This window comes from Rhizobium sp. RAF36 (assembly GCF_052114105.1).
Classification (GTDB): Bacteria; Pseudomonadota; Alphaproteobacteria; order Rhizobiales; family Rhizobiaceae; genus Rhizobium.
Genome location: NZ_JBFREC010000008.1, coordinates 59,037 through 70,704 on the forward strand (window position 1 = coordinate 59,037; position 11,668 = coordinate 70,704).

Below are 11,668 nucleotides of genomic sequence, written 5' to 3' on the forward strand. Positions count from 1 at the left end.
AAGAAGAGGGTGAACATGAAGACCGCAAAGAGGATGCTGGCAACCGCCAGTCTGCTTGCCATCGTCGCTCCATGCATCGCGCATGCCGATGCTGGCGTCCTGCATATCTACAATTGGACCGACTATACCTCTGAGGAGATGGTCAAGAAATTCGAGGCCGAAACTGGCATCAAGGTGACGATCGACACCTATGACTCCAATGAAACGGCGCTGGCGAAGATCAGCTCGGGCGCCGCCGGCTACGACCTCATGATCATCAGCAACGATTTCGTGCCGATCTTCGTCAAGCAGGGATTGCTCGAGAAGGTCGGCGTGGCCTCCATGCCGAACTTCAAGAACCTGGATCCGAAATGGCAGAAGCGCAGCTGGGATCCGAAGGCCGAATACACGGTTCCATGGGTCTGGGGGACGACCTCCTATTCGGTCGATACCGCTGTCTATAAGGGACCGACCAACAGCCTGAAGGCGCTGTTCGAGCCGTCCGATGATCTCAAGGGCAAGATCGGCATGTTCGGCTCGCCGTCGGAGGTGATGTCACTCGGTCTCCTCTATCTCGGCAAGGACCAGTGCAACAGCAATCCGGCTGATCTCAAGGCGCTGAACGCACTGCTCGAAGCCCAGAAGCCTTTCGTCAAGGTCTACAATTCGGACGGCACGACAGAGCGCCAGGTCTCCGGCGAAACCGTGATGCACGAGCAGTGGTCAGGCAAGGCGCTTGCCTCGCGCCTGCAGAAGCCGACGATCAAGTATGTCTTCCCGAAGGAAGGGGCGGTCGGCTGGATGGACAATGTCGCGGTTCCGAAAGGCGCTCCAAATCCCGAGAATGCCAAGAAGTTCCTGAACTTCCTGATGGATCCTGAGAACATCGCCCTCCAGCAGAAATCGACCGGCTATCAGAGCGCAGTCACAGGTTCCGACAAGTTCCTGCCAAAGGAAACGGGTGAATCGCCCGAATTCAATCCGCCGAAAGATATGAAGATCGTCTTTGCGCCGGCCTGCGAAGAAAAGGCAACCCGCGCCTATGACCGCATCTGGACGTCGCTCCGCCAGTGATCAGCCAAAGAGGCGGGGCGAGAATGCCCTGCCATTCCACGCATAAGACGGCAGGCGGCGCGTAGCTTCCGGCCATGAATTTGAGGACAGAACCATGAATGAAGCCGTCAAACCTGCCACCCTCAAACCTGCTGCGGCACCTCCGCCGCCGAAGCATTTGCAGGCACTGGCGCCACTCACCCCGGACGAAATCAACATCGCCGTCGCGGTCGTCAAGGCGGATCCGGAACTTGGGGTCGGCGTTCTGTTCGAGAATATAGACCTGCGCGAGCCATCGCCTGCCGAATACCGTGCTTTTCTTGACGGCGGAAAACTGCCGCGCGAGGCGCGTATCAACGTCAACCATCTCGATGTCCCGGGCGTCTGGCAGCTCATTATTTCTGTTGCCGACAAGGCAATCATCCGTCGCACGCATTTCCCGGCCGCGCGTGCCGGCTTCATGGTCGAGCAGATGATAAGCGTCGAGGTCAACGTCAAGAACGACCCGCGCTTCATCGAGGCCTGCCGCAAGCGCGGCATCTCCGACATGACGGGTGTGATCGTCGATTCCTGGTCGGGCGGCAATTTCGGCCACGAGGATGAAGAGGGGAGGCTGATCTCGCACACCTTTTCCTGGCTGCGCGTTCATGAGTTCGGCAACTACTATGCCCACCCAATCGAGGGGCTGAACGCAGTGATCGACGTGAAGACCGGCGAAGTGCTGCGGGTCGACGATTATCCCGATCATCCGCCGATCCCGATGACGCGCTACGACTACGACCCGGAGTTCCTGCCGCCGCCGGATGCGCCGCTGAAGCCGCTCGATGTCGTTCAGCCGGATGGCGTCAGCTTCACGATCAAGGACCATGCGATTTCCTGGGACAAGTGGACGCTCGCGATCGGCTTCACGCCACGCGAAGGTCTCGTGCTTCACGATATCCGGTTTGACGGCCGCTCCGTCGTGCGGCGTGCGGCTGTTGCCGAGCTCGTCGTTCCCTACGGATCACCGCTCTACGGCCACGCCCGCCAGAACATCTTCGATGTCGGCGAGTACGGCTTCGGCAAGCTGACCAATTCGCTGAAGCTCGGCTGCGATTGCCTCGGCCAGATCCAGTATCTCGACGCACATGTGAACGGATTGAAAGGCGAGGTCGTCACCATCGAAAAGGCGGTCTGCATCCATGAGGAAGACGCCGGAATCCTCTGGAAACACTGGGATTTCCGAACAGGGCGGACGGTGCTGCACCGCGGCCGCAAGCTCGTTATCTCGAGCATCTGCACCGTGGGTAACTATGAATATGCCCAGTACTGGTATCTCGATCAGGCCGGTGAAATCGAATTCGAGATGAAGGCGACCGGCATCGTCAATACCAATGCATGCCATCCCGGGCAGGCGGACAAATACTCGACGGAGATTCAGCCGGGCCTCGGCGCTCCGATCCATCAGCACATCTTCTGCGCGCGCCTCGATATGGCGGTGGATGGTGGTGGCAATAGCGTTGTCGAAACCAACTCCTACATGGAGCCCTTCAGCGACAGCAATCCGTATGGCAACGCCTTCCATGCTGTCGATACGGTGCTGAAGACCGAGCTTGCGGCGGCGCGGCGCGCCGATCTCTCCACCCATCGCAGCTGGAAGGTCGTCAATCCGAACAAGCTGAACCAGGTCGGCAAACCGGTCGCCTACAAGCTCCATGCCCCGAACTGCGTCACACCGATGATCCAGGACGACGGTCCTTCAGGTATCCGCTCCAACTTCATCCGCAATCACATCTGGGTCACGCCGTTCAATGAGAATGAACGCTATCCTGCAGGAGAATTCGTTGCCAATTCCGATGGCAGAGATGGTCTCGCAGAGCTCGTCAAACAGGACCGCAATGTCGAGAACACCGACATCGTGCTCTGGCATTCCTTTGGTCTCCACCATGTCGTGCGCGCCGAAGACTTTCCGGTTCAGCCTTGCATTTCCTGCGGCTTCTCGCTCGCGCCGGCCGGTTTCTTCGAGGTCAATCCGTCGAACAATCTGCCGCCGGTGATCAACAGGGCAAGCGTTCTCGCTGGAGAGAACAAGGCAAGCTGCTGCAGCTGATCTGAGGACAGTGACCGGTGGCGAACCGCCACCGATCACTTGATGATGAAGCTTTGGGACAAGGGCATGGTCACGGCGATAGCACGACGGAATATCAGCAGCGGTGCCACCGATTGCGGCATGCTGGCGGTCGGTCTCGCGGCGTGGCTTGCGCTCTACTGCGCTCCACAGGCGGTCGGCGATGTTATCTGCCGGTCAGCTGGCGTGTCCACCACGGCGCCCCTCGGATTAGTGCAGGCAATCGCATCCTGGCTCGTCATGATGACGGCGATGGCCGCTCCGTCGCTGCTCCTGTCGCGCGGGCTGTTTCGTCTGAGCGGCAGGGCAGCGCCACAGCCGGGACCGATGCTTCTTGCCACCGTCACTACCGGCGCCGTGGCCGAGTGGCTGATGCGCCCGGTCGGGCTCGTCGATAGTGATGGCCGTTTCGCTGCGCCGCTTTTTGCCCCCGCCATGTTTGCCGCCGCCGTCCTGGTGTTGATCCGAGGCCGGAATGAACAGGGCAGGGAGGTGCTCTGCCGTGCCGCCTGCTGCGCCAGCATGGTTCTGCTGCAATTCGCTGGCGGGGTCTCCAACATACTCTGGATGGCGGTAATTTCCGGTTGGATGGTGCTGGAGAGCCTCGTTCCGTGGCGGCGCGAATTTGCCGTTCTTGGTGGCCTGACGCTCGGTCTCGCCGCCAGTTTTTCTCTGCTGCAGGGAAGCAGCTGACGCTTCCTGCACTTCGATGCCTGCCTGCTAAAACAAGAGGAGATTTAGATGGGCTTCCTTTCCTACAATCCAACCGATGGACAATTGATCGGCCGCTACGAAGAACACACCGGAGCCGAGGTCGAACGGATCCTCGATCAGTCGCACAAGACCTGGAAGACCTGGTCCGCCGCACCGCTCAGCGAGCGCGCTGCTTTTCTGAACCGCCTTGCGGATCTGCTGGAGGCGCGTGTCGACGAATACTCCGCGCTGATCGTTTCGGAAATGGGCAAGCCATTCGCCGAAGCGCAGGGCGAAATCAAGAAATCAGCCTTCGGCGCCCGTCATTTCGCCGGTGACGGATTGGCCTATATCGCCGACGAGCCGATCCCCGGAACGCCCGCCAAGATCGTCTATCAGTCGATCGGGCCGATTTTCGGGATCATGCCGTGGAATCTTCCCTTCTGGCAGGTGTTGCGCTTCTTCATCCCGGCCGCCCTTATCGGCAACACCGTGATCGTCAAGCATGCCGAAACGGTCCAGGGGTCGGCGGCGGCGATCGAGAAGCTGATCCTCGATGCCGGCGCGCCGCAGGGGCTCTATTCCAATCTCGTGATCGATCGCAAACGTGCTCCTGCCGTGATTGCCGATCCACGCATCGCCGCCGTCACGGTGACGGGCAGCACGGCTGCGGGCCGCACGGTTGCGAAGCAGGCGGGTTCTCTCGGCAAGAAAGTGGTGCTGGAACTCGGCGGCTCGGATCCCTTCGTCGTCTTCGACGATGCCGATTTCGATAAAGCGGTGCAGATGGCAGTGGTCTCGCGCTATTCGAACAACGCGCAGAGCTGCATCGCCGCCAAGCGGATTTTCGTCCACGCGCCGATTGCCGAGCGCTTCGCCGCAGCCTTTGTCGATGCCGTCAAGCGCATTCCGGTCGGTGATCCGATGAAGGCGGAAACAAAGCTCGGTCCGCTGGCCCGAGCCGATATCCGCGACAATGTCCAGCGTCAGGTCGATGACGCCGTGAAGGCAGGCGCGCGCGTTCTGACCGGTGGCAAATCAATCCCCGGCGACGGCTATTTCTACGAGCCGACGGTGATTGCCGGATTGCCCCGCGATGCGGCGGTGGCACGCGAGGAGTTTTTCGGCCCCGTCGCAATGCTTTTCACTTTCAAGGATGAAGACGAGGCCGTGGCACTGGCAAATGACACGGAATACGGCCTCGGCGCCGCCGTGTGGAGCAGCAATCCGGAACGCGCCGAACGCGTCGCCTCCCGCATCGAGGCGGGAGCCGTCTTCATCAACGATTTCGTCCGTTCCGATCCCCGCGCGCCCTTCGGCGGGATCAAGGGCTCGGGCTTCGGCCGGGAGCTTGGCGGTCTCGGCGCGCGTGAGCTCGCCAATGCCAAGCTCGTCTGGAGAGGTGCTTGATCAAAGAACAAAGCCAACCGGGTCCTCCGGTTGGCTTCTCGGCTCAACGCCCGTTTGATTATCTAGCGCCGCACTGTTCAGTGCGCCCTCGCGAACCGAAACGGTAGGGATCGATCGTCGCTCTGCGCTTCAGCATCGATGGTAGCAATGCCACCGATGATGGCCCGGGCCAAAGCTTCGCTCAACTTGGCAAAGAGAGAAATCGTCTAGCGAAGGGGGAAACTTTAGACCAAAAATATCAGGAGGTGATGCCACACTCGGTACTTAAGGGCATGTTGCGCCGGGCTGCGCGACATGAAACCCTTTGATCAGAGTACATGCAGGTGAGGGGCAAGAATGATCGAGCTGCCGTTTGACAGACGCGAATACCAGGAGCGTCTCAGCCGGATACGTGCGGAGATGGGCAGGCGCGATCTCGAGCTTCTTGTGATCAACGACGTCGCGAACCAGCATTATATTACGGGCTACGACGGCTGGTCATTCTATACGCCACAGACCGTCTTGCTGCCGATCGAGGAAAGCGCGGAGCCGGTCTGGCTCGGCCGTGCCATGGATGCGGCCGGCGGCTTGCTGACGGCGTGGATGCGCCCGGACAACATCGTCGGATTTCCCGAGGGCTACGTCCAGCAATCCGACCGTCACCCGATGGACTGGATCGCGCAGTGGATCACTGCAAAGGGATGGGGCAGCCGGCGGATCGGCATCGAGCTCGAAGCCTACTATTACTCACCCAAAGCACATGCCCGCCTGACGGCAGGGCTTCCGAATGCAACCTTTGTCGACGCTGATCTGTTGGTCAATTGGATAAGGTCGGTCAAGAGCCCGGCCGAGATTGACTATCTCCGCAAGGCGTCCCGGCTCGCAGAGGCGGCGGTTTCGGCCGCCTATGACGTTATCGCGCCAGGGGTTCGCGAATGCGATGCCATCGCGAAGATCCAGGCCGCGCAGATCGCCGGAAGTCCCGACTTTGCCGGCGACATCACCGCATTGCCGCCCACCATTCTCGCGGGTGAAAACGCCTCGGCCCCTCACATCATGTGGAGCAACCGCCGATTTGGCGCAAACGAGACGATCGCTCTCGAACTCGCCGGCGTCTGCCGCCGGTACACGTCCGGTCTGGCGCGGACGATGCAGTTGGGGAAAGCACCGCAACAGGTCACCAACACCGCCAACGCCGTTCTTGAGGGAATGGAGGCTGTGCTCTCGGCGATCAGGCCGGGTGTGCTTGCCGAGGATGTGGAACTCGCATGGCGCAAGGTGATCGAGCGCCATGGGCTCAAGAAGGAATCCCGGATCGGATACTCGATCGGCGTTGCTTATCCGCCCGACTGGGGTGAGCACACGATCAGCCTGCGTCCTGGAGACAAGTCGGTCCTGCGGCCGGGCAATGTCCTGCATTCGATCCTGGGCATGTGGATGGACGGGTGGGGCATCGAGGTGAGCGAAACCATTCTGGTGACGGAGACCGGTTGTGAAACCCTGACCAATTTTCCAAGAGAGATCCATGCCAAGACCTGACACCCTGTCGCCGGGCCAGATCAAGCACATGCTGGAGGTGCGAAGGCACCTGCATGCCCATCCCGAGCTGTCAAATCAGGAGAGGCGGACGCAAGCCTATCTGCGCGGCCAACTGGAGACCGGAGGATTGACAGCAGTCCGCGATGTTGCGGGCTTCGGGCTTGCCGTCGATATCGAGGGAACAGCCGGCCTTTCCAACCGGAAGGTTGCAGTTCGCGCCGACATCGATGCCTTGCCGATCGAGGAACACTCCGGCGTTGCATTCTCTTCGACGGCGAAGGGCGTCATGCATGCATGCGGCCATGATGCGCACGCGGCTATGGTGCTTGCCGCGGCGATGCATCTTCACCGACATCGCGAGACCTTTACCGGAACAGTCCGCTTCATATTCCAGCCCGCAGAGGAAGCCGAGCCTCTCGGCGGCCGCCGCATTGTGGAAGAAGGGCTCCTCGACGATATTGACGCGGCGATCGGTATTCATGTCGATCCCTACACGCAGGCAGGCAAGATTGCCGTCGCCCAAGGCCCCTTCACGCTTGCCAGCGACATTTTCGATGCGGTGATCCGCGGCTCGTCGGCACATGCGGCCAAGCCGGAGGAAGGCGTTGATGCCATTGCCGTGGCATGCGCCATGGTCTCGGAACTGCAAAAAATCGTTTCCAGGGAGCGCGATGCCTACGATCCTCTGGTCATCTCCGTGACCAGCATCGAAGGCGGCAGTTCCTACAATGTCGTTGCCGATACCGTCCGTTTGAAGGGAACCATCCGCAGCGGCAGCCCGGCGACGCGTCTCCGCGCCCGCGAACGTGTCCAGGACATATTGAAGGGGCTTGCGCTCGCGCATAGGGCAACAGTCGAATTCAGCCTTGTCGAGGGCGAGCCACCTGTCGTCAACGATCCGGCACTGGCCCGCGTTGTCGCATTGGCGGCGGACACCATGTTCGGTGCCGGAACAGCAGTTGCGGCAGCCGGATGGACAGCCGCCGATGACTTCGGCTTCTACAGCGAAAAACGGCCCTCAGTCTATTTCAGGCTTGGCATCCGCAATGAGGCGGAGGGCTGTATCTATCCCCTTCATCATCCGCAGTTCAAGATCGATGAGACAGCCTTGAGAGTGGGTGCCGAACTCGTCGTAAAAATCGCGTGTGACGCCCTAGGCGAGGGGCTATGAGGCTGCCCGACCGCTAGTCATTGCCGAAGTCTGGATGGATCCGGTTTTGAAGCCGCATAGCGGCATCAAGAAAAAATCACACCCTCCGAACCAGTTCCTGCTTTCCCGCCATTGCGTGGCGGCAGCATCGATCCGATCTGTATCTTCAGCGGCCACATCGGAGAAGAGACATGTCGACCATTCCCTATCGCAGCGCGCTCATCATCGGAGCGGGCCCAGGCATCAGCGCCTCACTGACGAGAAGCTTTCGCTTGGCAGGCCTCTCCGTTGTCATCGCTGCTCGCGACACCGGCAAACTCAAATCGCTGGCAGAGCAGACCGGTGCCATCGCTCTTGAGGTCGACGCCAGCGACCCGAGCCAGGTCGAGAGACTTTTCGCGCAAACGGACGCGCATATCGGACCGCCTGAGGTCGTCATCTATAACGCTAGCGGCCGCGTGCGCGGACCACTCACCGATCTTGATCCCTCGGAGGTCGAAAGGGCGGTGGCCGTTTCCGCGTTGGGTGCATTCTACTCGGTACAGCAAGCCGCCAGGCGCATGCTTGCGGCCGGCAAGGGCGCGATCCTGCTGACGGGTGCTACGGCCGGCGTAAAGGGCTTCGCCAACTCTGCACCGTTCGCCATGGGGAAATTCGCGCTGCGCGGGCTGGCACAAAGTGCTGCGAGAGAACTGGCTCCGAAGGGAATTCATGTCGCCCATGTGGTGGTTGACGGGGGTGTCCGGAGCGAGCTTCGCGGCGATCCCGCGGAGGCGCCGGATAGCACGCTCGACCCTGACGCAATCGCACAAACCTACGTCGATCTCCTGCGCCAGCATCGAAGCGCCTGGTCATGGGAGATCGAAGTCAGGCCATGGGTCGAGCGGTTCTGACGGTCACGGTTCAGCATGGGCGAAGGCGGTCCTTAGGGGATTGCCGAAACCAGCAGAAACACCGCAAATATCACCAGATGGATCGCCCCCTGCAGCACCGTCGTTCTACCGGTGCCTAAAGTCAGGGTGCTGACGAAGAGGGTCAGCACCAGCAACGTCGTGTTTGCTGCTGAGATCCCCAGCGACAGTTGCTGATCGAGAACGAGCGAGACGACGGCGACGGCCGGGATGGTGAGGCCGATACTCGCAATCGCCGATCCGAGAGCGAGGTTGATGCTGTTTTGAAGCTGGTTCTTCAGCGCGGACTTCGCCGCCGCAATGCCTTCCGGCAAAAGTACGATCGCGGCGATCACCACGCCGACGAACGTGTGGGGCAGGCCTGCCAGATCGATCGCCCTGTCGAGAGAGGGGGAAAGGGTCTTGGCAAGCAGGACGACAGCGGCGAGAGATACCAGCAGCAAACCGAGGCATGCCAGCGATTCCCGGTCGGACGGCTTCGCGTGGTGCTCTGCCGCCGTGCTATCGCTTTCCACATTGTCAGCTGGCGCATCCAGGAAATAGGCGCGATGCTTGACGGTCTGCACGAAGACGAACACGGCCCAAAGCATAAGGGAAACCAACCCGACGAACATTGCTTGCAGCGGCGAGTATGACGGCCCAAGGACTGTCAGCGTGTGGTTCGGCAGGATCAGCGCCAGCGCGGCTAGAGTGCCGAGCACGGCCAGGGCGGACGACGCGCCCTGAAGCTGGAACGTCTGCTCGAAGTGCCGCCGGCCACCCACGATCAGGCAAAGCCCGACAACGCCGTTGAGCACGATCATCACGGCCGCGAATACCGTATCACGCGCCACCGAACCGCTGCCTTCTGCTCCTGAGGCCATGATGGAGACGATCAGCGCAACTTCAATGACAGTCACGGCGATCGCCAGCAGGATCGAGCCGAACGGTTCGCCAAGCTTGAGTGCCAGGACCTCGGCGTGATGGACGGCGCTGAAGACGGAAGCACCAAGGAAGACGGCCGCAAAAACCAGCACCAGTGCCGCGTCCGATGGCACGACATGGAGAAACTTCAGGGCCAATAGGATCGAGGCAAGAAGCGGAGCCACCCAGGTCCAGGCCGGAATTGCCGCGTGATGTGTTTCGGTGGCGGCAATCGAAGCTTGGTTCATGGCTGTTCCTGACTTCCGGCGGTGCTTGATCATACGTGTAGCGACAGAGGCAATCTATAATCGAGGAGACCATCAAATGCACGCCGAACGTTCTGGACCGGACCGTCTGCCGCGGCAGTCTAATTCATCATCTTTTTTGCTTTGAGGGAACTCTTTGCGAGAGGCGCAGCACGTCCGGCGAAGCACATCAAAATTGCATAATCTATCTTATGGAACTCGCGGTCGACTATCCAATTGCAAGGTCAGCATCCAAGACAATGACGGGCCGGTCGATGACAAGAGGGTATAATGCGCTGTTAGCGACCGCAGAGGCTTTGATTCAAGCCCACGTTTCGCTCACCCAATCCCAGCCATGAGTTCGCCACGAATGCCGTTTTATCGTGCCCGCGCAAAAGACAGGATTCGAGACCCATTCATGATCAAACGCACCAAAATTGCCCTTGGCGCACTGCTTGCGGTGAGCGCTTTCATTTCAACGGCCGGCTTCGCCTCGGCGCAGTATTACGACGAATACGGCCGGGCACCGCCTCCGCGCTTCGCTCCCCAACAGGATTGGAACAGGCCGCCCCCGCCGCCACCCGGCTATGGCCGCCCGTCGCGTGGCTGCGATCCACGCTTGGCTGAAGACCGCGCCCGGGACTTTGGTTTCCGGCGCGCGCATGTCGTCGACATCACGCCGCGCCGCGTCGTCGTTCAGGGCTGGACGCGCCGCGGCCCGGATGAAATCAGCTTTGCCAATGCGCGCGGCTGCCCGGCTCTTCGCCGTTAAGATAACCGAGCTGACGCCCTTCGCGGCGTCAGCTCTCCCCGCCGCCATTGCGCTCTTGCCATTCCTTCGTGCCCGGAAGATAATACCAGTATAAGTCCAGAGGATTTTTTACAGGGAAGTTGGCGGAATTTTTATGCCCGAGAACCAGGTCGTCACCGCCATCGAGAAATCTCTGGCGCAAATCCCCCTTGATATTCCCTTATACAAGCGGCTGAAGCTGGCGATCGAACAGGCCATCCAGACGCAGGCCTTTCAATCCGGGAGCGTGCTGCCCGGCGAACGTGTGATTGCCGGTTCCCTGTCGCTCTCACGGGTTACCGTCCGCAAAGCCCTCTCCCTTCTCGAACAGGAAGGACTGCTCAGCCGCCGGCACGGCTCGAAGACGGAAATCGGATCGCGTGTCGAAAAGTCGATGTCGACGCTGACGAGCTTCTCGGAAGATATCAGCGCCCGCGGGCAAGTGCCTGGATGTATTTGGATATCGAAGCAGATCAGCCGCGCGTCCTCCACCGAGATGATGGCGCTCGGCATTGCCGGAAACGCCAATGTCATCCGGATGAAACGGGTTCGAACGGCTAACGGACTTCCGATCGCTGTGGAAACGTCGGTCGTCCCGGTGCGCTTCGTTCCCTCTCCCGATTTGATCGACCAATCGCTCTATACCGTTCTCCAGGACCGTGGTTTCATGCCCGAGCGCGCGGTCCAGCGCATGCGGTCGCGTGCCGCGTCAGCCGACGATGCAATTCACCTGAATTGCGATCCCGGCGCGCCCCTTCTTGTCACCGAGCGCCGGTGCTTCCTGGCAGACGGCCAGATCGTCGAGCTCTGCGAGACGCGGTACAAGGGCGAGGTCTACGACTTCGTCTTCGAATTGCAGCGATAATACCAGTTATAAACTGGTTGCCATCTGGTATTTTAGCGATATCG

Annotated in this window: 10 protein-coding genes; 9 read left to right on the forward strand and 1 reads right to left on the reverse strand. The window is 60.5% G+C overall.

The annotated features are described in order from the left end of the window. Positions 1-15 precede the first annotated feature (15 nt). The 7 genes from AB4Z25_RS23615 to AB4Z25_RS23645 all read left to right on the forward strand — a co-directional run bounded on the left by AB4Z25_RS23615 (position 16) and on the right by AB4Z25_RS23645 (position 8,803). Positions 16-1,053: an extracellular solute-binding protein gene (locus AB4Z25_RS23615; RefSeq protein ID WP_442209420.1), complete on the forward strand. Its 1,038-nt coding sequence runs from the start codon at positions 16-18 to the stop codon at positions 1,051-1,053. Positions 1,054-1,147: 94 nt separating this feature from the next. After that, entirely contained in the window at positions 1,148-3,121 is a 1,974-nt protein-coding gene (locus AB4Z25_RS23620; protein WP_442209422.1) for a primary-amine oxidase, read from the forward strand. Positions 3,122-3,163: 42 nt separating this feature from the next. Further along, on the forward strand, positions 3,164-3,832 hold the full coding sequence (locus AB4Z25_RS23625) for a copper chaperone (RefSeq protein WP_112596557.1): 669 nt from the start codon (positions 3,164-3,166) through the stop codon (positions 3,830-3,832). A 48-nt stretch (positions 3,833-3,880) separates the two neighbouring features. After that, positions 3,881-5,242 (forward strand): NAD-dependent succinate-semialdehyde dehydrogenase, encoded by a 1,362-nt coding sequence (locus AB4Z25_RS23630; RefSeq protein ID WP_442209423.1) that lies wholly within the window; start codon positions 3,881-3,883, stop codon positions 5,240-5,242. 336 nt (positions 5,243-5,578) lie between these two features. Then, a complete protein-coding gene (locus AB4Z25_RS23635; protein ID WP_442209425.1) occupies positions 5,579-6,760 on the forward strand; it encodes a M24 family metallopeptidase in 1,182 nt (393 codons plus the stop codon). Beyond that, on the forward strand, positions 6,747-7,931 hold the full coding sequence (locus AB4Z25_RS23640) for a M20 metallopeptidase family protein (protein ID WP_442209426.1): 1,185 nt from the start codon (positions 6,747-6,749) through the stop codon (positions 7,929-7,931). The genes AB4Z25_RS23635 and AB4Z25_RS23640 overlap by 14 nt, the downstream gene beginning before the upstream one ends. Positions 7,932-8,101: 170 nt before the next feature. Beyond that, a complete protein-coding gene (locus AB4Z25_RS23645) occupies positions 8,102-8,803 on the forward strand; it encodes an SDR family NAD(P)-dependent oxidoreductase (protein ID WP_442209427.1) in 702 nt (233 codons plus the stop codon). A 32-nt stretch (positions 8,804-8,835) separates the two neighbouring features. On the opposite strand, the gene AB4Z25_RS23650 is transcribed toward AB4Z25_RS23645, so the two are convergent. After that, positions 8,836-9,972: a calcium:proton antiporter gene (locus tag AB4Z25_RS23650; RefSeq protein ID WP_442209429.1), complete on the reverse strand. Its 1,137-nt coding sequence runs from the start codon at positions 9,970-9,972 to the stop codon at positions 8,836-8,838. 415 nt (positions 9,973-10,387) lie between these two features. On the opposite strand from AB4Z25_RS23650, the gene AB4Z25_RS23655 reads away from it, so the two are divergent. Together AB4Z25_RS23655 and AB4Z25_RS23660 are read left to right on the forward strand one after the other, a co-directional pair. Beyond that, the gene (locus AB4Z25_RS23655; RefSeq protein ID WP_112389927.1) at positions 10,388-10,741 is read left to right on the forward strand and encodes a hypothetical protein; all 354 of its coding nucleotides are present in this window, start codon (positions 10,388-10,390) and stop codon (positions 10,739-10,741) included. Between the two features lie 133 nt (positions 10,742-10,874). After that, entirely contained in the window at positions 10,875-11,624 is a 750-nt protein-coding gene (locus AB4Z25_RS23660; RefSeq protein ID WP_442209431.1) for a GntR family transcriptional regulator, read from the forward strand. Positions 11,625-11,668: the final 44 nt, after the last annotated feature.

Bases quoted from the DNA above. Each gene is read 5' to 3' on its own strand.
- AB4Z25_RS23615 (WP_442209420.1), top strand. From the start codon at position 16: ATGAAGACCGCAAAGAGGATGCTGGCAACCGCCAGTCTGCTTGCCATC.
- AB4Z25_RS23620 (WP_442209422.1), top strand. From the start codon at position 1,148: ATGAATGAAGCCGTCAAACCTGCCACCCTCAAACCTGCTGCGGCACCT.
- AB4Z25_RS23625 (WP_112596557.1), top strand. From the start codon at position 3,164: ATGATGAAGCTTTGGGACAAGGGCATGGTCACGGCGATAGCACGACGG.
- AB4Z25_RS23630 (WP_442209423.1), top strand. From the start codon at position 3,881: ATGGGCTTCCTTTCCTACAATCCAACCGATGGACAATTGATCGGCCGC.
- AB4Z25_RS23635 (WP_442209425.1), top strand. From the start codon at position 5,579: ATGATCGAGCTGCCGTTTGACAGACGCGAATACCAGGAGCGTCTCAGC.
- AB4Z25_RS23640 (WP_442209426.1), top strand. From the start codon at position 6,747: ATGCCAAGACCTGACACCCTGTCGCCGGGCCAGATCAAGCACATGCTG.
- AB4Z25_RS23645 (WP_442209427.1), top strand. From the start codon at position 8,102: ATGTCGACCATTCCCTATCGCAGCGCGCTCATCATCGGAGCGGGCCCA.
- AB4Z25_RS23650 (WP_442209429.1), bottom strand. From the start codon at position 9,972: ATGAACCAAGCTTCGATTGCCGCCACCGAAACACATCACGCGGCAATT.
- AB4Z25_RS23655 (WP_112389927.1), top strand. From the start codon at position 10,388: ATGATCAAACGCACCAAAATTGCCCTTGGCGCACTGCTTGCGGTGAGC.
- AB4Z25_RS23660 (WP_442209431.1), top strand. From the start codon at position 10,875: ATGCCCGAGAACCAGGTCGTCACCGCCATCGAGAAATCTCTGGCGCAA.